Origin of the sequence: Gramella sp. MAR_2010_147 (assembly GCF_900105135.1) — a bacterium.
Taxonomy (GTDB): domain Bacteria; phylum Bacteroidota; class Bacteroidia; order Flavobacteriales; family Flavobacteriaceae; genus Christiangramia.
Genome location: NZ_LT629741.1, coordinates 2,201,167 through 2,221,363, shown reverse-complemented (window position 1 = coordinate 2,221,363; position 20,197 = coordinate 2,201,167). Strand labels below are relative to the sequence as shown.

Annotated in this window: 17 protein-coding genes and 1 tRNA gene; 4 read left to right on the top strand and 14 right to left on the bottom strand. The window is 36.8% G+C overall.

Going from position 1 to position 20,197, the window contains the following annotated elements:
* Positions 1-18: 18 nt before the first annotated feature.
* The 5 genes from BLT95_RS10070 to BLT95_RS10055 form a co-directional block, all read right to left on the bottom strand.
* Positions 19-198 (bottom strand): hypothetical protein, encoded by a 180-nt coding sequence (locus BLT95_RS10070; protein WP_231896353.1) that lies wholly within the window; start codon positions 196-198, stop codon positions 19-21.
* Positions 198-356, bottom strand: a complete 159-nt coding sequence (locus BLT95_RS14330) for a hypothetical protein (protein ID WP_157718043.1) — start codon at positions 354-356, stop codon at positions 198-200. The genes BLT95_RS10070 and BLT95_RS14330 overlap by 1 nt, the downstream gene beginning before the upstream one ends.
* A 116-nt stretch (positions 357-472) precedes the next feature.
* Positions 473-1,240, bottom strand: coding sequence for an enoyl-CoA hydratase/isomerase family protein (locus tag BLT95_RS10065; protein ID WP_089665960.1), 768 nt, complete (start codon positions 1,238-1,240; stop codon positions 473-475).
* A gap of 63 nt (positions 1,241-1,303) precedes the next feature.
* A complete protein-coding gene (locus BLT95_RS10060; protein ID WP_089665959.1) occupies positions 1,304-2,632 on the bottom strand; it encodes an MATE family efflux transporter in 1,329 nt (442 codons plus the stop codon).
* 39 nt (positions 2,633-2,671) lie between these two features.
* Positions 2,672-3,172 (bottom strand): GNAT family N-acetyltransferase, encoded by a 501-nt coding sequence (locus BLT95_RS10055; RefSeq protein ID WP_089665958.1) that lies wholly within the window; start codon positions 3,170-3,172, stop codon positions 2,672-2,674.
* Positions 3,173-3,233: 61 nt separating this feature from the next.
* Between BLT95_RS10055 and BLT95_RS10050 the strand changes: the two genes are divergently transcribed.
* Positions 3,234-3,307: transfer RNA gene (locus BLT95_RS10050), tRNA-Ala, on the top strand.
* Positions 3,308-3,344: 37 nt separating this feature from the next.
* On the opposite strand, the gene BLT95_RS10045 is transcribed toward BLT95_RS10050, so the two are convergent.
* The 5 genes from BLT95_RS10045 to BLT95_RS10025 all read right to left on the bottom strand — a co-directional run bounded on the left by BLT95_RS10045 (position 3,345) and on the right by BLT95_RS10025 (position 13,054).
* Positions 3,345-4,241: an alpha/beta fold hydrolase gene (locus BLT95_RS10045; RefSeq protein ID WP_089665957.1), complete on the bottom strand. Its 897-nt coding sequence runs from the start codon at positions 4,239-4,241 to the stop codon at positions 3,345-3,347.
* Entirely contained in the window at positions 4,228-6,984 is a 2,757-nt protein-coding gene (locus tag BLT95_RS10040; RefSeq protein ID WP_172822585.1) for a PD-(D/E)XK nuclease family protein, read from the bottom strand. Before BLT95_RS10040 ends, BLT95_RS10045 begins: the two co-directional genes overlap by 14 nt.
* A 63-nt stretch (positions 6,985-7,047) precedes the next feature.
* A complete protein-coding gene (locus BLT95_RS10035) occupies positions 7,048-8,472 on the bottom strand; it encodes an OmpA family protein (protein WP_089665955.1) in 1,425 nt (474 codons plus the stop codon).
* A gap of 186 nt (positions 8,473-8,658) precedes the next feature.
* Positions 8,659-9,852 carry a glycine C-acetyltransferase gene (gene kbl, locus BLT95_RS10030; protein WP_089666899.1) on the bottom strand — a complete coding sequence of 398 codons (1,194 nt, stop codon included), beginning with the start codon at positions 9,850-9,852 and terminating at the stop codon, positions 8,659-8,661.
* A 91-nt stretch (positions 9,853-9,943) separates the two neighbouring features.
* On the bottom strand, positions 9,944-13,054 hold the full coding sequence (locus BLT95_RS10025) for a UvrD-helicase domain-containing protein (protein ID WP_089665954.1): 3,111 nt from the start codon (positions 13,052-13,054) through the stop codon (positions 9,944-9,946).
* 176 nt (positions 13,055-13,230) lie between these two features.
* Here BLT95_RS10025 and BLT95_RS10020 point away from each other — a divergent pair, with 176 nt between their 5' ends.
* Positions 13,231-13,839: a superoxide dismutase gene (locus BLT95_RS10020; RefSeq protein WP_089665953.1), complete on the top strand. Its 609-nt coding sequence runs from the start codon at positions 13,231-13,233 to the stop codon at positions 13,837-13,839.
* Positions 13,840-14,511: 672 nt separating this feature from the next.
* Here BLT95_RS10020 and BLT95_RS10015 read toward each other — a convergent pair.
* The 4 genes from BLT95_RS10015 to BLT95_RS10000 form a co-directional block, all read right to left on the bottom strand.
* On the bottom strand, positions 14,512-16,410 hold the full coding sequence (locus tag BLT95_RS10015) for an amidophosphoribosyltransferase (RefSeq protein WP_089665952.1): 1,899 nt from the start codon (positions 16,408-16,410) through the stop codon (positions 14,512-14,514).
* 76 nt (positions 16,411-16,486) lie between these two features.
* Entirely contained in the window at positions 16,487-17,410 is a 924-nt protein-coding gene (locus BLT95_RS10010) for a PfkB family carbohydrate kinase (RefSeq protein ID WP_089665951.1), read from the bottom strand.
* A 74-nt stretch (positions 17,411-17,484) separates the two neighbouring features.
* On the bottom strand, positions 17,485-17,949 hold the full coding sequence (rnhA, locus tag BLT95_RS10005; protein ID WP_011711221.1) for a ribonuclease HI: 465 nt from the start codon (positions 17,947-17,949) through the stop codon (positions 17,485-17,487).
* A complete protein-coding gene (locus BLT95_RS10000) occupies positions 17,949-18,545 on the bottom strand; it encodes a phosphoribosylglycinamide formyltransferase (protein WP_089665950.1) in 597 nt (198 codons plus the stop codon). The genes rnhA and BLT95_RS10000 overlap by 1 nt, the downstream gene beginning before the upstream one ends.
* Positions 18,546-18,691: 146 nt before the next feature.
* Here BLT95_RS10000 and BLT95_RS09995 point away from each other — a divergent pair, with 146 nt between their 5' ends.
* Together BLT95_RS09995 and fabF are read left to right on the top strand one after the other, a co-directional pair.
* Entirely contained in the window at positions 18,692-18,928 is a 237-nt protein-coding gene (locus tag BLT95_RS09995) for an acyl carrier protein (protein ID WP_013069791.1), read from the top strand.
* Between the two features lie 14 nt (positions 18,929-18,942).
* Complete coding sequence (fabF, locus tag BLT95_RS09990; protein ID WP_089665949.1) at positions 18,943-20,196, top strand: beta-ketoacyl-ACP synthase II; 1,254 nt, start codon at positions 18,943-18,945, stop codon at positions 20,194-20,196.
* The last annotated feature ends 1 nt before the right edge of the window (position 20,197 follow it).

Below are 20,197 nucleotides of genomic sequence, written 5' to 3'. Positions count from 1 at the left end.
CCCAGGTGTCCTGATCCATTAATTCTTATATTTTCGTGAATTTCTAACATTCCAACGGTGACGAGCGAAAAAGAAAAGGCCGAGCAGTATTAGAATAGCCAGTAAATACCAGAAATTTTCAATTACAAATTCCTGAATGGTCCATCCCCACTCCTGTACTTCATTGGGATCCTTATCTTTTGGTAAATGTTCCTGCATCACGGTTTAGTTTTAAAAGTTTTTCTCATCACAATGGCCACTATAATTCCAATGATAAGACCCAGGATTAGAAATAGGTTATCTCCAATAAAACTGCCTAAATCATAACCCATCTGGTAAGCTCTGTCACCATCAGAGATCTGTAAGAATTGTAGCATGTCTATTACTTAATTTTATCACATTTAAAATTACGTCATTCTGAAGTTTTTTCAGAGTTTTTAGTTCTTCGAATAATACAAAATCTGTCTGAACTAAATTCAGGATGACCAGATCACTATTTTTTAAATTTAGCCAGGGCTTTTTTAGTGAAATCTGAAAGTACCAATTCCCCTGAAACTGCCGCTCTTTCTTCCAGTAACTGTGTCCAGTTTTCCGTATTCTTCCAAAGGATTTTTTTCATTTCCAACAGAGCCTGCGGATTGTAGGAAGCCAGCTTTTCAGTAAATAATTCAATTTCCAGATCCAGATCCTTAATCGATTCAAAAATCTTGGCATATAATCCTTTTTCTTTGGCCCAATAGGCATTTTTCCATTCATGAGCTCCAAGAGTTAATTCTGCCAGAGAATCCACGCCCATTTTCCTTTCTACAGCGGGAGCGATCACAAAAGGACCTATACCAATACTTAACTCAGAAAGTTTGATTGCAGCGGCATCGGTTGCCATGGCATAATCGCAGGCGGCTACCAATCCTACACCACCTCCAACGGTTTTACCCTGAACACGTCCCACTATGAGTTTTTTACATTGACGCATGGCGTTGATGACCTTAGCAAAACCTGAGAAAAATTGCTTTCCTGTTTCCAGGTCATCTATTTCTATCAACTCATTAAAAGAAGCGCCGGCACAAAAGGCCTTTTCTCCTTCAGATTTAAGAAGAATAATATTTACATCATCATTTTGTGAAAGATCGTTGATCTCTTTTGCCAATCGGTCTAAAAGTACAGATGGAAGTGAATTACTGGCGGGATGCCCGAATTCTACTGTTGCAATCTTATTTTCAATATTTGTGTATAAACTCCCGTTTTCGCGGTTGGTCGTCATAAATAGTCTATTTTTATCAAAGTTAATGATATTGCAGGAAAGCAAATAGCTCCTTAACAGAATCTAAACTTCCTTCTGGAGGTATTTTCTTCGGAAATAAATAACCAGGGTGCTACTTCTAATAAGCATCCAGACGAAAAATGCAATCCAGATTCCGTATAATTTCAATCCGAAATAATCTGAAATGAGAAGTGCCGGGGTAAATCCTAAAAAGGTAGCCACCAAAAGTACATTCCGTAGATATTTTGCTTCTCCCAGACCTTTGAAAATTCCGTCGAACATAAAAGCGATCGCGTTAACGGGTTGCATGAGAAGTACGATCCAGAATACTGAAGAGAATAAAGCCAGCACGCTGGTTTCTTTATTGAACAGCAGACCGATTTCATCATAGAACAGGGCGCAAATTCCCATTAATATCAGAGCAATAAAAACTGCATACTTGCTTATCTTCTTACTAAGTTCCCATAAATTCCGATAGTCCATGGCTCCCAGCAATTTTCCACCAATGGCGTTTCCTGCGTTTGCATATCCATCAATAAAAAAGCTAAAAAAGAGCCAGATATTCATCAGGATACTTTGCGCTGCAATAAAATTTTTACCATAATCTGTAGCATAGGCGTTGGCAAGATAAATGGCAAAATTCAAGGCAGCCGTTCGTACAAAAAGGTTGGCAGCCATAAGGAGAAGTCCTTTCATACGTGGATTGATATTGAAACTCAGTTTTAAATGAAAAGGGGTCTTTTTGAAGAAGAACCACAAGGCCATGATGAGCATAGTTCCCTGAGCAGCTAAACTGGCATATGCGGCTCCTTTTAGATGAAGTGGAGGTATTATGCCGTCAATTCCATAAACAAGCAGATAATCCAGCGCAACGTTGACAACAGCTCCGGTCAAACTGCATTTCATAGCCCAAAGTGTATTCTGCAGACCTCTAAAAACGCCAAATATCGCAAAAGTCACCAGTGTCAAGGGATAACCTAAAGCCCGAATTTGATAATAATCTTCAGAATATTGAAGTATTAAACCTTCTGCATTATAGGCGCCAAATATGGCTTCTGCAAAGAATGCGGTTAACCCATAAATTAGCAAGCTAAAAAGAAAATTGAAAAATATAGCTTGCGGGATGAGTGTTTTTACCGCATGCAGGCGATTTGCACCTAAATGCTGAGAAACGATAGCAGAGATCGCAGTTTTTGTCTGGGCTACGATCCAGATGATGGCTGATAGAAAAGAACCTACAATTCCGGCTGCCGCCAGTGCTTCAATAGAATTATTATCTACATTTCCAATTACGGCAATATCGGTAAGGGAGATAAGGGGTTCTGCAATTCCTGCAATGATCGCCGGAATGGCAATTTTATTGATATTTTTAAAACTAACTGAATTTTCCAAAGGTCAATTTCCTGAAAGGCAAATATAGAATGCGCTACATTAAATAAGCAATTCATAACAATAAAATGGATGTTCACTTTGCTTAGGAAAGTAAATATTATCTAATCTTTGATAACCTCTGGCTTCATAAAAACGCTGGTTACGGTCGTTCTTACTGAATGTGTCCAGTCTTACCGATTCAAAATCATTTTTCCTGGCAAAATTTTCAGCAAAATCCATGAGTTTTTGAGCGTATCCCTGTCCCCAGAAATCGGGATGCGTGGCGAGTCGATGTATATAGATATTATTGTTTGTCTTGCTTAGCCATTCTACTGGAATATATTCTTCGTCCATGACTTCAGTAATAACAATGATTCCAATAATTTCGGAGCTACTAACGCATACATATAGTTCTTCTTTTAGAATATCATTGCGCAGTTTTTCCAGGGATGGATAATGTTCATTCCACTGAAAAATTTGCAATTTTATCATTGCCTGGGCGCAAGCTTCTGTGAGTTTTTTTATTTCCTCAAGTTCATTTATTTGTGCTTTCCTGATCATTTTCTGGATAAAAAATAAAGATTTCTATATTTAGGAAAAATTGTTACATTTGCTCCCAGCCGGGGGATTAGCTCAGCTGGCTAGAGCGTTTGGCTGGCAGCCAAAAGGTCATCGGTTCGACTCCGATATTCTCCACAAAAAAACCACTGTTTTTGCAGTGGTTTTTTTATTTCTAATCGTCATCAGATTCTCCATACTCATCCCAAAGTGTTTTGGAATCTGTTTTTAGAAAGTCCAAACTCTTTTTAATCACATGTTTAAATTCCTTAGTTAATTCATCCTTTTCCCAGGGATGCTCAATTCCAAAAACATGGTCGGCATTTTCTACCAATAAAAGTTTTGGAGCCGGGCTCCATTCAAATAAATTTCCTGCTTCTCCAATAGAAACGCTGGTATCACTACTACCGTGGGCAATTAAGTGTGGAATTTCAAGCTTTTTCGCCGCCTTTTTAATATTAAGACGTTCTTTATTCTCTTTGAAATTTTTGTAAAACTGGTAATGATGAGGTAATTGCTGGCCTGTTCTGGTATTCTTAATATACCGAACACCTTTTTTTTCCCATTTTTCCAGGTTTTTACCCTCTGGAAAACGCGAGCTGAAATCTGAGACAGAAGCCAATGTGATAAGTTTGGTGATCCTTTTATCTTCTGCAGCTTTTAATACTACAATACCACCTCCTCGCGAATGCCCAATGAGGTTGATATTATCTGGTTTAATCTGTTTAGAGAAATTAAAGCTTGGTAAAAGTATCCAGTCGATCACCTTTTGAAGGTCATCTAGTTCAATAACATAGTTATTATCCCCAAAAGCCTCAATATCCATAAATTCAGTCAGATTTTCAGGATTGGTACCATTATGACTGAAATTGAATTTCACAAAAAAGAAACCTTCAGAGGCAATTTGCTCTCCCATTTTATCCCAGGCTCCCCAATCTTTAAAGCCTTTATAGCCGTGACAAAATATTACAACGGGTTTAGGCTTACCGTCATCTTTAAAAATAATATCTGCTACAATGGGCTTATTATGTTTTCCCTCTATAACAATATTTTCCTTTTTAGAAACTTCCATATTTCTTTTTAATTTCCTTTTCTATAAATGGAATCTCCGGATTGCAGATCTCCATAATTAATTTCTTTAATTCACCCTGAAACAGTTCTAAAGTTTCTTCAGTTATAAGAGAATCTTTTTGTTTTGAACCTGCTTCTTTCTTTTCAAACTTTAAAAATCCAGATTTTAAATTTTTAAAGGATATAATTCCGGCTTCGGCCGGGAATTTAAGACCTTTCTCTAGCGCAATCAAGGACGCATAAGTTAAAACCTGAAAACTTTTAGAGTAATTGTCATAATCTTTTGTTATTTCCTGCCAATCAGTAACGTTAAGATGTTTTGACTCCACTTTCCCAGTCTTGTAATCTATAATTCTGGGGATTCCATTGGTGCTTTCCAAACGGTCAACCTTGCCGCGAAGATAAACTGAAAAAGGCAATTTTTCGAGAGGAAATTTTACTTTAAGGTCTTTTTCTATTTGTACTATTTTAATTTCTTGCCCAGCTTTAATTCTCTTTAACTCAAATCTCAGGAAATTGTGTAAATAACGTTTAGCTACTTCAAAAATGAGCAGATTTTTTCCTTTTTCCAGAGGTATTTTACTGTAGGTCTCGTAGAATTCATTTATAATTTCCCTATCTGCTTTTTTTATGAAATCCTGAATGATCTCTTCGGTAATAAATTTGCCTTCAAGTGGTTTATAAAGATTTTCAAGTGCATTATGAACCACCGTTCCCAGGGTATTGAATGCCACAGTCTCTTCAACTTCTTCCTGATCTTTTACGCCTAAAACATATTGGTGATAGAAATCCACTGGATTTCGAATATAGGTGGTAAGTGCTGAAGGTGAAAAGCCGGAATTAGCCAGAGACCGTAATTTTTCCATCATTTGAGGAGTCTTTTTTATTTCTTTCAGGTTTTTTTTGGTTACACTAACTTCGGGGCTTATCAGTAATTTTCTAAGGCTATGCGATTTGAGGTTTTCAATTTCTAATTGTGTAATAAACCTGCTTTTCTCACCTGAATTTAATCCGTCAGCTTCGGTATTATAAAGAAGGAATACGTTTTTTGCTCTTTGTAGCAGTCTATAAAAGTGGTATGTATAAACTGCGTCTTTTTCGCGATAAGTAGGTAGTTTATATTCCTGTTTAAGATCGTAAGGAATAAAGGAGTTATCAGATTTTCCTGCAGGTAAAACACCTTCATTTAGAGAGGTTATGATCACCGTATCAAAATCCAGGGCACGAGATTCAAGCATTCCCATAAGTTGAAGCCCTTGAAATGGGCGTCCCTGAAAATCGAGAGTTTCGGTGCTAACCAACTCTCGGTAAAAACCATAAAGCGATTTAATGGTTTTTAGGTGAGGATAAGATTCGTTGAGGTTCTGAAGTTTGTTAAATAATACATGAAAATGATATAAAAATTCCAGTCCTATTTTATCCTCCTCCTGTTTCAAATAAATTTTTAGTTCCTGAATGATGATTTGAATATCTGCAATAAATGATGAAACTGAATCTTCCTTTGGGATGAAACAGGCAGAAATCAATTTTTCAATTTCCTTGGGAAAATGACTGGCAATACTTTTCGCTTCCAGATAAACCAAGTTTTCTGAATTGATCCTGATCATTAACTCATCTGCAGAATTTTTCAGAACAGGATTAAGCACCGGATGATTGATGATTGAAATTACATCTTTGTAATAATATGTGCCTGTTTTATTGATATGCATTTGAAAAAGACTTTCAAAAAGCGAATTTACAGGCGCATTTTTCACCGGAAATCCCATGGTGATATTCAGATCTTTGATTTCTTCTGGTAAGGAATTTAATACAGGTAAAAGCAACTCTTCTTCCCCAAGAACGATGGCTGTATTTTCTAATTCACCGGCTGAAAGATCGGTTAAAATTTCTCCCAGATATTTTGCCTGACCTATATTTTTTGGAACTCCAATGAGCTCAATATTTTTTCCATTTTTAAAATTACTCGTAAAATCATTTGGTTCATTATCCTGGTAATATTGCCAGTTTTTTAAATAATCTCGTATAAAAATGGATGCCCCGTGATCTGGATCAGTAAAGAATGTTTTGTCTAAGTCCCAATAAACTTCTGCGAGATCTGCCTGCAGTAATTTCTGAATAATTAATTGTTCAGAAGCATTTAAGGCATTGAAACCAATGAATACATGTTTTTGGTTTTTAGTGGCAGCATAGTCTTTTATATTTTCTGCGGCTCTTCTGTAAATGAGTCCCTGATAAGCCTGCCCCCTGGAAAGTAGTCGGTTGGATAGTGCCTGGTAATAGTTTGGAAGATTTTTCCAGAACTCCAGGTATCTTTTAATAAGATCTGTTTTTTCTTCTTTTAAATACCAATGGTTAATGTCCTGAATTCCGGAGAGGTAATTGAAAAATGGCTTGTAATCTATTAGATAGCGATCTATTTCATTAAAATCATGAATAAGGCTTTGTGCCCATGTGATAAAGGTTTCAAAATCTTCCTGATTATCTTTTGGAGTAAGATCTTTGTAAACCTCATAAAATTCAAATAAACTAATCGTATTATCTATAGTATCCAGATTAGCTATTACTTCTGTAAACTCTTCAATGCTATAAATGGTTGGAGAAAAGATGTTCTTATCTGAAATGGAAGAAAGCTCTTTTAAAAGGTAAGAGCCCGCTCGCTTACTGGGAAGTATAAAGCAAATTTCAGATAGCGGAGTATTGGTGTTTTTAAGTTTCTGTAAAACTTCGCGTATAAAAGATTCCATACGCCTAAAATAAAAAACGCCCCGCAATGCGGAGCGTTTTCTTTTGTGATTTATTCAGAAATATTAGTTCATTTCTTCTTCACCAGACTTGTCTTTCATCTCTTTGTCTTTATCAAGAGAGATCTCTACACGTCTGTTATCCTGTCTTCCTTGGGCAGTACTGTTAGTAGCAATTGGCTGAGTTTCACCATAACCTTCAGAAGTTAATCTGTTTGCAGGAATTCCGTTTTGTTCTAACCAGTTCTTTACAGAAGCTGCTCTTTCTTTTGAAAGCTTCATGTTATAAGCATCACTACCTGAACTATCTGTATGTCCTTCAATGTGGAAGATAGTAGTAGAATATTCATGCATGATATCGTGGATTGACTGAAGAGCTTCTTCAGATTCTGATCTGATTGTAGCTTTATTAAGGTCAAAAAGTACAGTCTTAGAGTATTCATTCAATTCAGAAATAACCTCTGCAGTTGGTTCTGGACATCCATTAGATGCAGCAGGACCAGCTTCTTCAGGACACTCATCATCTTTATCTAGGATTCCGTCACCATCAGTATCAGGCCATGGGCATCCATCATTTTCAGCAGGACCAGCTTCTTCAGGACAGTTATCTTCATCATCTCTTACTCCATCACCGTCAGCATCAGGACAACCGTTCATTTCAGCAAGACCAGCAACTTCAGGACATTCATCATCAGGATCGGCTACACCATCACCATCAGAATCTGGACATCCGTCAAATTCAGCAAGACCAGCTTCGTTTGGACATTTATCCTGACGATCTTCGATTCCGTCACCGTCAGTATCAGGACAACCATTGAATTCTTCAAGACCTGGTTGTTCTGGACATTCGTCATCTTTATCATAGATTCCGTCACCATCAGTATCAGTTCCTCCAAAGACAAACTTGATTCCTGCAGCGTGCTGGAAATGAGAACCAGTTTCAGATTCTAATACATGCTTATATTTAGATTCTAAAGTCAAAGCTAGATTATCAGAAAACCAGAAATTTAACCCGGCTTTTCCGTTAAGAGTAGCGGCATCAAGGTTTTCGATATCAGATCCATCTTGATCACCAATCCAAGTGTAACCACCACCAACACCTAGAACTGGATCAATCCATCCATCATTTAATAGTGCTCTAAGGCTGTAGTCTAATCCAAGATCTACCGCATAGTAAGAAAGATCTCCAACAGATCTATCTCCATACTTGTCAATTTGGTTGATAGAACCACTTAGTTCTCCAACGAATCCACCACCTATATACCTTGATACAGATAATTTAGATACTGCCGGTAAAATGTTCCAGTGATCTCCAGTGTTGAAGTATTCATCGAACATACCACCAAGAGGCGCATCTTCCCCTGTAGGATAAAAATCAACTGCATTGGTACCAATACCAATTGCCCATGGGTTGTCAGCATCCTGTGCCTTAACCGAAGTAAAGCCAAATATCAGTAATGTGGCCAGTACAATTTTGCTAAGATGTTTCATATTTAATAGTTTAGTTTTAAGTGTTAATTGTAAGCAAAAGTATATTCTTAATGCATATTAACAAAAGTAAAAATAATAAAGTTTTCTTAATTACAGCGCGTTTCCAAGCGATTTGTAGGGTTTTTATTAACTGATTATCAACCGTTTTGATAATAAACTGCCAAGTTTAAAAAAGAAATTTTTTTATTATATCACCTTTAGTTCCTTACCAACTTTTTTAAATGCATTTATAGCTTTATCTAAATGTGCTTGATCATGAGCTGCAGAAAGTTGCACTCTAATTCTTGCTTTTCCTTTAGGTACCACCGGATAAAAGAACCCAATTACATAAATACCTTCTTCCAGTAATTTATCGGCCATATCTTGTGATAATTTGGCATCATGAAGCATTACCGGAACAATTGCTGCTTCGCCATCAATAATTTCAAATCCGGCATCTTTAATTCCTTTTTTAAAGTATGCTGTATTCTCTTTTAATTTTTTACGAAGACTGTCATCGGTTTTGAGCATATCAAATACTTTGATGGAAGCTCCAACAATTGCCGGTGCCAGAGAATTTGAAAACAAATAAGGTCTGGATCTCTGTCTTAATATCTCAATAATCTCCTTTTTTGCCGTAGTATAACCACCCATTGCGCCACCAAGTGCTTTTCCCAGCGTACCGGTGATAATATCTACACGGTCTAAAACTCCTTTCTCTTCAAGGGTGCCTATTCCGTTTTCTCCTATAAATCCTGTTGCATGACACTCATCAATCATTACAAGCGCGTCATATTTATCTGCCAGGTCACAAATTTTATCAAGTGGGGCAACAAGCCCGTCCATAGAGAATACGCCATCAGTCACGATTAATTTAAATCTGGCCCCTTTTTCATTTGCATCTTGCAATTGCTTTTCCAGGTCTTCCATATTTCCATTCTCATATCGGTATCTGGCGGCTTTGCATAAGCGTACACCGTCAATGATAGAAGCATGATTAAGTGAATCTGAGATAATTGCGTCATCTTTGGTTAAAAGTGGTTCAAAGATTCCACCGTTGGCGTCAAAGCAGGCAGCGTATAAAATGGTATCTTCAGTTCCGTAGAAATCAGAGATCTTTTCTTCTAACTCTTTGTGAATGTCCTGAGTTCCACAAATAAAGCGTACACTGGACATCCCAAATCCGTGAGTATCCATGGTATCCTTTGCAGCCTGGATAACTTCAGGGTGTGAAGATAGTCCAAGGTAATTGTTCGCACAGAAATTGATCACTTCCTGTCCCGTTGAAATTTTTATAACGGCATCCTGAGCCCCGGTAATGATCCTTTCTCTTTTGTAAAGACCATCATTTTTGATCTCCTCAATTTCTCTTTCTAAATGTTCTTTTATCTTTCCGTACATATTCGTTTGTTTTACTTCTAAATATTTTATTTCACAACCATATGATAACATAAGTTATATATTGGATGGTAGTGGCAAATTTAAATTTCTTTTACACATTTTTTATAATAATGGGATTATTGGTATAAATAAGTAAGGATCTATCAATTTCATATCCCATTTTTTCCAGTGCTTTCGCATAATTTGAAACCTGTTTTTTATGTGTATCCACAAATCCCCCGGTTTTATAATCTATAATGGTTATTAGCCCTCCATTAATATTGATCCTATCTGGTCTTAATCTCTGTCCATCTGTTGTAATGATTTCCTTCTCATTAAAATTCTTTACCTCCTTGGAGTAATATTGTTTTAATTCTGGATGTTCAATAATTCCTGAAATTAGTTTCGTAATTTCTTCTTTCGAATCTATCGTGATCATACCTGAATTAATCGCCCAGGTCACGGCTTCGTTAAGATCTTCCCGGCTATTAATTCGTGCTAAGATCTCATGGGCAATTTCTCCCTTTTCAATCGCATCCTGTTGTTTAGAATCCCATAAAGAGCCAGATCTGGTTACGATATGAACAGCTTTATTTTTAGTGGAAGAAGAATAAAAACGACGGTTTGAAACACTGGCATTTTCAGTACTTTTTGAATCAATAATAGTATTTGGGTCTCCAAATTCATATTCTAATTGATCATTCCATTTTCCTGCTGATCTTAAATAATCGGTTAATAGATCTGAAATATTAGGAGAACTTTTAGCTTTTTTGTGGTAATTAGATAAGATATAGAGCTGTTGAGCTGCCCGGGTGCATGCTACATACAAGACATTCAGGGTGTCTAATTCATTCTTATATATAAGTTCATTATAAGCCTGAGCGGTATCTTCATTCCAGTTCAACATTTTTTTGGAAGCGCTCACATAGGCCACCGGAATATCCTCACTGTTAATATCCAGCCATAAATTATCATTTCGGGTATCCTGAAGTTCTGAATTTGCAAAAGGATAAATCACTACAGGAAACTCCAATCCCTTAGATTTATGGATGGTCATGATCTGAACTGCATTGTCAGTTTCTGGAACTACAATACTTAATTTGTCTTTTTTCTGTTCCCATTTCTCGAGAAAATCATTTAGACTATTAGATGTTTTTTGAGCGGTTTCAAATACGAAATCCAGGAAGAATTGAATGTGGGCATCAGACTTTTCAACTAAACTGAAACTTCTAATTATATATTCTACAGCTTCATATAAGGAGAGTCTTTTAAGCTCTTCCAATTTAAATTCAATACCTAGCACTGAAAGCCACTTAAAAAAATCAGTACCATTCTCAGGCAAATTTTGAACTAGAACTTTATGAGCTTCTTCTGGCGGTAAATAATTTTCAGATAAAAAGTCAAATAGCTGAAGTTTCAATTTATTGTCTTCAGGATACATAGAGAAAGCAAGCATATTTACAATAAACTGAACTTTGCGGGATTGAGAAATCAGGAGCGTTTCCGAGGAAATTACAGGAACAGAATGCTCACCCAGGAATTCAGCTATGGCAATACCTTCGTTTTTTCTTCTGGTTAGAATGCAAATATCCTTTCTATGAAAGCCTTTTGAATCGAGATCTTCAATGATCTCGAGGATCTTTTCAGGATATATTTCAAATTCTTCCTCTCGATTATCAGCCTCCACGAAATTTAATTTCACATAACCAAAATCTCCTTTTTTTGGTTTTTGAGCTGACGCTTTGAAGAGCTCAGTATATTCTGGAAAGCTTAAAATAGAAGCGGCGTATTGAAAGAAATTGTTGTTAAAATTTACAATGCCAGAACCGCTTCTGTAATTATCTGGCAAATTTACCACTTCCTGTTCTATTTGAAAGGGATGAGTTGTTTGATTGCTTAAATCTATGAACTGTTCAGCGCGCCCTCCTCGCCAGCGATAAATACTTTGCTTGGCATCTCCAACAAGGCTAAGACTGGAATTTTTCTCAGAGGTAGAAAGGTTGTGACCAATAAGCGGAATTAGATTTTCCCATTGCATTGTAGAAGTATCCTGAAACTCGTCTATAAAATAATGCTGATACCGCTCTCCAAGCCGTTCATATATAAAAGGAGCCGGTTGATCTTTCACCTGTTCGCTAATCTTTGGGTTAAATTCAGAAATTAAAACCAGGTTTCTATCCTTTTTAATTTCTTCAACTTCGCGATTAATCTCATTTAAAAGTGAAAGCTGAACAAGATTTTTTCTTATTTCAGTTAAAAATTCAATTTGAAAATAAGCTTTCTTGGTAGTAGCAAATAAAGCTGCAATTTCCGGTTGGAGCCTATCCATCAAACTCTTCGAAGAATCGTCTAAAGATTTATTATATAATGCAGCTGAATCAATATTTGCCGCCCATGCGGTAATATAATTGATAATAGCTCCTTCTTTTTTTATCTTCCGGAAATAACCCGGGATGGATCCACGACTAAACCATTTTTCATCAATTCCATTATCCTGAATGAATTCGAAAAAATAATCTGAGGACGTATTAAGAGTTTCATTTGCTGTTTTTATATCAGCTCGTAACTTTTTTCCGAATTTTTCGAAATCCTCTAAGTTTTTATCTTTTAGTAACTGAATAGGTTTTTGGTGATTCTCATTAATTAAAAGCTTTGAAATATTGAAAAGATCGCGACTAATATCCCAGCTCTTATCATCATCGGTTTTAGATAGAGTATAGTTAACAAGAACTTTTGTGAGTTTCTCATCAGAGCCCGCACGATCTATAAGGCTGTCAACGGCTTCCATCAAAACCTCATCTGCACTTAATTCAACTTCAAAATTCATTGGAATTCCCAGGTCCCTTGCGAATGTTCTAAGCACCCTATGGGTAAAGCCATCGATCGTTGAGATTTCAAAAGCCGCGTAATTATGGATGATACTCTTTAGAATTTCGGTAGATTTTTTTCGAATGAGCTCTGGCGGAAGTTGCGTTTCTTCAGCTATAACTTTTAGTAAAGGGTTGTTCTCAGGATTTACCTCGGTTTTTGAAAATTCAGCCAGGCTTTCAATGATCCTGGACTTCATTTCACCTACAGCTTTATTAGTAAATGTAATTGCCAGGATATTTTTATACCGGTCTTGCTTTGGTGAAGTAAAGAGAATACTAAGATATTCCTTTACCAGGGTAAAGGTTTTTCCCGAGCCAGCCGAGGCATTATAAATTTTAAAGGAATTTTTCAAGAAGGATGGGATTATATAATTAGGTGACAGCCATAAAACTTTAAATTTAAAATAAAAATGACATTTAAAACGCAGCTGCTTTTAAGTATTTTATAACACTAAATAATTTCCATTAAATACCTGAATAGCTAAATTTGGGAGAATTAAAGTACTAATCACTAAAAAATCAGATAATTATGTCTTTTGAGTTACCAAAATTAAAATATGCTTTTGACGCATTGGAGCCACATATAGATGCAAAAACTATGGAAATTCACCATGGTAAGCACCATGCTGGGTACACAAAAAAACTGAATGCCGCTATTGAAGGAACCGATATGGATGGAAAAAATATCGAGAACATTTTAAAGAATCTCGATAAGTCTAATAAAGCGGTTCGTAATAACGGAGGTGGTTTTTATAATCACAGTTTATTCTGGGAAATCATGTCTCCAGATGGAGGAGGAAAGCCAGAGGGTGAATTAGCCAGTGCAATTGATGCCGCTTATGGGTCTTTTGAAGCTTTTAAAGAAGAATTTTCAAAAGCTGCAGCTGGACAGTTTGGTTCTGGTTGGGCCTGGCTTTGTGTTCACGATGGCGGGAAAGTTGAGGTTTGTTCTACACCAAACCAGGATAATCCAATTATGCCGGAAGTAGGATGTGGAGGAACTCCAATTTTAGGTCTTGATGTTTGGGAGCATGCCTATTATTTAAACTATCAAAACAAACGTCCGGAATATATTGATGCGTTTTTTAACGTAATAGATTGGCAGGAAGTTTCAAGTCGTTATGCGAAAGCAAAATAAAAATAACGAGTACTAGTAATAAATAGATATGAAAAAGGTCGCTATATGCGGCCTTTTTTATGCCTGAACCTGAGTTTACTCCATAAAAAAAGGCGGAATGAATTCCACCTTTTTTTGCCCCAAATCTACCATGAACTTAACCTACTTATGCTATGGTATAGTAAATATATACCGAATTATTCTTTAAATTTTACTTTTTAGATGAAATACCCAAAAATTAGTTAAAGGGCTATAATTCAGTTTTTTGAGCAGTTTATCGATAAATTATTCATTTGAGAATGAATATTGTTCATCTATTATATTCATAAAAAAAGGCGGAATAAAAATTCCACCTTTTTTTGCCCCAAATCTACCATGAACTTAACCTACTTATGCTATGGTAGTTTAAAGATAGAAAGAAACTTTCTATGTTTTTATTTTTTTAGACGAAGTGCCTAAAAACTAGTTAAATAGCTGTAAATCAAAAAAATGTATAGGAGTTAGAAGAAACTTTTCTACAATCTAGAAGCGGGTAGAAATAAAAAAAGGCGGAATGAATTCCACCTTTTTTTGCCCCAAATCTACCATGAACTTAACCTACTTATGTTATGGCAAGTCTAAATGTAGATATAAAAGCACGGTGTAAAAAAAATAATAGACAAAGTGCAATTATACTAGTTAAAAGGTATTTTTTTAATAGGCACGGTCTTTTTTCCCTTCGAAAAAGTTCATAAAGGCTCTATTTACTACCCTGTTCCCACCAGCTGTTGGATAATCTCCTGTGAAGTACCAATCTCCCAGATTCTTAGGGCATGCTTTATGCAGGTTTTCTACCGTTTGATATATGACTTTTACTTCGGCGTTTACATCTTTATCACATAATAGTTCAGAAATTTTATTAGAAATTTCTTCATCGGTAAACGGATCGTAAATCTCTTTTACAAAGTTTTGAACTTCTTTATCGTCCAGGTCAACCTGCTCCTTACATTTATTATAAACCTGTTCTACAATCGCATACTTACCGTTTTGGTTTAATAATTCCAGCGCCGCCCTAAAAGCTACAAGATCTTCCAGTCTGGCCATGTCTATTCCATAACAATCTGGATATCTAATTTGGGGAGCAGAGGAAACCACAACGATTTTTTTAGGTTTTAATCTGTCCATCATTTTAATGATGCTCTTTTTCAGGGTTGTTCCCCGTACAATACTATCATCAATGATTACGAGGTTATCTTCCGGTTTTACAACTCCATAAGTAACATCATAGACATGGGCAACAAGATCATCACGACTGCTATCTTCTGTAATGAAAGTTCTAAGCTTTACATCTTTAATAGCAATTTTTTCTGTCCTTAATCTATGAGATAGAATTTCCTGAAGCCTGGCATCTGTCAATGTTTCTTTTTCTTCAAGAATTGCCTCGTTCTTTTGTTTATTTAATTCATCCTGAGCAGCTTCTACCATCCCATAGAAAGAAGTTTCCGCAGTATTCGGGATAAAAGAAAACACAGTTTTGAGGGTGTCGTGATTTATAGACTTCAAAACTTCTGGCATTAAAAGCCTACCGAGCATTTTTCGCTCTTCATAGATCTCAGCATCACTACCTCTTGAAAAATAGATGCGCTCAAAAGAACATGCTTTCCGTTCTAAGGGCTCAAGGATCTCAGTTATTGAAACCTCGCCGTTCTTTTTAGTAATAATGGCATTCCCCGGAGGTAATTCATGAACATCATCAAAATCTACATTAAACACGGTTTGTATCACCGGTCTTTCAGATGCCACCACTACCACTTCATCATCTTTATAATAGTAAGCGGGTCTTATTCCTGCAGGATCACGAAGCACAAAAGAATCACCATGCCCAATTAATCCGGCCATGGCATAACCACCATCCCAGTTTTTTGAAGATTTTCTAAGGATCTTGGCGACATTCAGCTTTTCTGCGATTACAGGGGAGGCTTCCACTTTTGAAAAACCTTCTTTTTTTAATTTCTTATATAGTTTGCGAACCTCATCATCCAGGAAATGACCAATTTTTTCCATCACGGTAACAGTGTCTGCTCTCTCTTTTGGGTGCTGGCCAAGTTCCACAAGATTATTGAAAAGCTTGTTAACATTGGTCATATTAAAATTGCCCGCAACGATAAGATTACGGTGCATCCAGTTATTCTGCCTAAGAAATGGATGAACATTTTCAATACTGTTCTTTCCAAAAGTGCCATATCTCACATGTCCTAAAAACACCTCTCCTAAATAGGGAATAAACCTTTTTTGCAGCTCTGTGTCATCGGCATATTCTGGATTAGCTTTTATTTCTTCATTAATCCGTTCGTTGATCTGTGCAAAAATATCCTGTATTGGCTGAGCCTGATTAGAACGAACCCTACTGATGTAGCGTTCTCCAGGAATAGTATTAAGTTTAATGCTCGCAAAACCAGCGCCATCCTGGCCACGGTTATGTTGCTTCTCCATCATCAGGTACATTTTATTTACGCCGTAAAATGCTGTACCGTATTTTTTCTTGTAGTAATCAAGAGGTTTTAAAAGCCTTATATGTGCAATTCCGCATTCGTGTTTTAAAGCATCACTCATATCTTAGTTTCCTTTAGGAATTTGTTGTGTTTGGTGTTTGTCACAAAAAAAGCCCTGAAATTACAGGGCGTTATTTTTAATCTAATTGTGTTTCAAATTGTGTTAGCTTCCTGAACTGATCAAGCCTTTTGTTCATTTCATCTCCTGTTAGGGATTGCATTCTCTCTGTTCCAAATTTTTCTACGCAAAAGGAGGCAAGATTGGAACCATAGATAATTGCGCTCTTCATATTTTCAAAAGAAATATCTCCGGTTTTGGCCAGATAACCAATAAATCCACCAGCAAAGGTATCTCCCGCACCAGTTGGGTCAAAAACTTCTTCTAAAGGTAAAGCCGGCGCAAAGAATATCTGATCTTTATGAAAAAGTAAAGCACCATGCTCACCTTTTTTAATTACCACATATTTTGGCCCCATTTCTTCAATTTTCCTGGCCGCTTTTACCAATGAATATTCTCCTGAAAGTTGTCTTGCTTCTTCATCATTAATAGTAATAACATCAACTTTAGCAATCACCTTCATCAAATCTTCCAGACTATTATCCATCCAGAAATTCATAGTGTCTAAAACTACGAGCTTCGGCGATTTTACCTGCTCCAGGACACTTAACTGAACTAAAGGATGCAAATTTCCAAGCATTACAAATTCTGAATCCTTATGTGTTTCAGGAACCACAGGATCAAAATCAGCAAGAACATTCAGCTGAGTATCCAGTGTGTCTCTAGTGTTTAGATCGTTATGATATCTACCGCTCCAAAAGAAGGTTTTACCGCCTTTTACAACTTCAACACCTTTTATGTCTATATTATTTTCTTTAAGCAGATCTAAATATTCCTGGGGGAAATCGTCGCCAACTACTGAAACTACAGCACTGTTTATATCAAAATTTGAGGCAGATAGCCCAATATAAGTGGCAGCACCACCTAAAATTTTATCGGTTTTTCCAAATGGAGTTTCAATGGCATCGAACGCAACGGTTCCTACAATAAGTAATTTACTCATAACGGGGTTTAAAATGACGCTGCAAATATACAGTTTGTTTTTCAAGCTGTAAACCTGAAAGCAGTTGCAAAATGTTAAGCTTTGTAACCGGTATCTTCTAAAAGATCTTTTCCCTTGGAAGCCATTACCGCTAATGCGTCACAGCGTTCATTCTGGGGATGATCGTTATGACCCTTGATCCATTGAAATTGAACTTCATGTCTTCGGAAGACTTTTAAAAATGCTTTCCATAGATCAGTATTCTTGCGATTGACAAAATTCTTTTTTTCCCAATTAAATACCCAGCCTTTATTCACCGCATCAGCCACATATTTTGAATCGGTGAAAACTTTTGCAGGTGTCCCGGGATTTTTAAGTTTACTAATGGCAACGATAACCGCCATCAACTCCATCCGGTTATTGGTGGTAAGTTTAAAACCCTGAGCATATTCTTTTTTATAGGGTTTGCCTACCCATTCCATCACCACCCCAAAACCGCCTGGTCCGGGATTGCCTCGAGCAGCCCCATCAGTGTATATATGAACTTTGGGAGTTTGCATTAGTTAGATTCTTCTAATACTTGCTGAATTATTTCAGGGAAGTGTTTATATTCGAGCTCATGAATTTTTTCAGCTAGGCTTTCAGCTGTATCATGATTTTCTATATGTACAGAAGCCTGAAAAATGGTGTTGCCTTCATCATATTTTTCATTTACATAATGAATGGTAATGCCGCTTTTTACTTCTTTTTCTGCAATGACCGTTTCGTGAACTTTAGATCCATACATTCCCTTCCCACCATATTTAGGTAATAATGCAGGGTGGATATTGATAATTTTATCAGGAAATTCATGGATGATATTTGATGGAAATAACCAAAGAAACCCGGCAAGAACAATAAGATCGGGGTCTATATCTTTTAAAATGTTCAATACGTCATTGGTGCCATAAAACGCTTCCTTATCAAATAACAGCGCTTTTACATTTAGATCGTGGGCTCGTTTTAAAACTCCGGCCGATCTTCGGTTAGAAAGAACTGCAGCTACCTGGATATTTTTGGATTTCTGGAAGTATTTTATGATATTTTCGGCATTGGTACCGGAACCGGAAGCAAAAATTACAATCTTTTTTGTGTTCGTACTTTCTTTATCACTCAAAATAAGCTTGTTAACATTTATTAGGATGTAAAATTAATTGCTTTCAATGAATTTATGTAAATTACCATCACATTTTTAGAGGAAAAATCGGTTTTAAAATAAAGTTTTTTATTTTTGCCACCTAATCAAAATTAAAATAAAAAATTATGTCAGACATTGCATCAAGAGTAAAAGCTATTATCGTTGACAAATTGGGAGTTGACGAGAATGAAGTTGTAAACGAAGCCAGCTTCACCAACGACTTGGGTGCTGATTCACTAGACACAGTAGAATTGATCATGGAATTTGAGAAGGAATTTGACATCCAGATCCCAGACGATCAGGCAGAGAATATTGCTACTGTAGGTCAGGCAATTTCATATATCGAAGACGCTAAGAAATAAAATCAACACACCATATGGAGTTAAAGCGAGTAGTAGTTACAGGCCTTGGTGCCTTAACCCCAATAGGTAACAACTTAGAGGAATATTGGGAGGGACTTGTAAACGGTAAAAGTGGTAGCGCGCCTATCACTTATTTTGATACCGAAAAGTTCAAGACTAAATTCGCTTGCGAACTCAAAAACTTTAATCCGCTAGATCATTTTGATCGAAAGGAGGCGAGAAAACTTGACAGGTTCGCTCAGTATGCCATGGTTTCTGCAGATGAAGCCATTCAGGATTCAGGAATCGATCTAAATACTGTAGACAAATATCGGGTTGGCGTAATTTGGGGAGCAGGGATAGGTGGTCTTGAAACTTTCCAGAATGAAATGATCAATTTTGCAGAAGGTGATGGTTCTCCAAGATTCAACCCTTTCTTTATTCCGAAGATGATCGCAGATATTGCCCCTGGTAATATTTCTATCAAACACGGATTCATGGGGGCCAATTATACCACAGTATCGGCATGTGCATCTTCAGCAAATGCGATGATAGATGCACTGAACAATATTCGTTTAGGTCATAGTGATATCATTGTTTCAGGAGGATCTGAAGCAGCAGTTACCATAGCGGGAATGGGCGGATTTAACGCAATGCATGCCCTTTCCACAAGAAACGAAAATCCCGAAACAGCATCGAGACCTTTTGATGCTACAAGAGACGGATTCGTTCTTGGTGAAGGTGGTGGTGCGCTTATATTAGAAGAGTATGAGCACGCGAAAGCCAGAGGAGCTAAGATCTATGCCGAGGTAATGGGTGGAGGATTATCTTCAGACGCCTATCATATGACGGCACCTCATCCTGAAGGTGACGGAGTAGTAGCGGTAATGAAGAATTGCCTGAAAAATGCCGGATTAAAACCGGAAGATGTAGATGCGATTAACACGCATGGTACTTCAACGCCTCTTGGGGATGTTGCTGAATTGAAAGCAATTACCAAGGTTTTTGGAGAGCATGCAAAAACAATGAACATCAATTCTACCAAGTCAATGACGGGTCATTTATTAGGAGCAGCGGGAGCGATTGAAGCGATTGCAGCAATTCTTTCTATGAAACATGGAATTGTACCTCCAACTATTAATCATGAGCATAACGATGAAAACATTGATCCTGAATTGAACCTTACATTAAATAAGGCTCAAAAGAGAGATGTTGAGGTTGTAATGAGCAATACATTTGGTTTTGGCGGCCATAACGCCTGTGTGGTGTTTAAGAAACTGGACGAATAAC

Coding starts and splice junctions, on each gene's coding strand:
- BLT95_RS10070 (WP_231896353.1), bottom strand. CDS start 198: ATGCAGGAACATTTACCAAAAGATAAGGATCCCAATGAAGTACAGGAG.
- BLT95_RS14330 (WP_157718043.1), bottom strand. CDS start 356: ATGCTACAATTCTTACAGATCTCTGATGGTGACAGAGCTTACCAGATG.
- BLT95_RS10065 (WP_089665960.1), bottom strand. CDS start 1,240: ATGACGACCAACCGCGAAAACGGGAGTTTATACACAAATATTGAAAAT.
- BLT95_RS10055 (WP_089665958.1), bottom strand. CDS start 3,172: ATGATCAGGAAAGCACAAATAAATGAACTTGAGGAAATAAAAAAACTC.
- BLT95_RS10045 (WP_089665957.1), bottom strand. CDS start 4,241: ATGGAAGTTTCTAAAAAGGAAAATATTGTTATAGAGGGAAAACATAAT.
- BLT95_RS10040 (WP_172822585.1), bottom strand. CDS start 6,984: ATGGAATCTTTTATACGCGAAGTTTTACAGAAACTTAAAAACACCAAT.
- BLT95_RS10035 (WP_089665955.1), bottom strand. CDS start 8,472: ATGAAACATCTTAGCAAAATTGTACTGGCCACATTACTGATATTTGGC.
- kbl (WP_089666899.1), bottom strand. CDS start 9,852: ATGTACGGAAAGATAAAAGAACATTTAGAAAGAGAAATTGAGGAGATC.
- BLT95_RS10020 (WP_089665953.1), top strand. CDS start 13,231: ATGTCTTTTGAGTTACCAAAATTAAAATATGCTTTTGACGCATTGGAG.
- BLT95_RS10015 (WP_089665952.1), bottom strand. CDS start 16,410: ATGAGTGATGCTTTAAAACACGAATGCGGAATTGCACATATAAGGCTT.
- BLT95_RS10010 (WP_089665951.1), bottom strand. CDS start 17,410: ATGAGTAAATTACTTATTGTAGGAACCGTTGCGTTCGATGCCATTGAA.
- rnhA (WP_011711221.1), bottom strand. CDS start 17,949: ATGCAAACTCCCAAAGTTCATATATACACTGATGGGGCTGCTCGAGGC.
- BLT95_RS09995 (WP_013069791.1), top strand. CDS start 18,692: ATGTCAGACATTGCATCAAGAGTAAAAGCTATTATCGTTGACAAATTG.
- fabF (WP_089665949.1), top strand. CDS start 18,943: ATGGAGTTAAAGCGAGTAGTAGTTACAGGCCTTGGTGCCTTAACCCCA.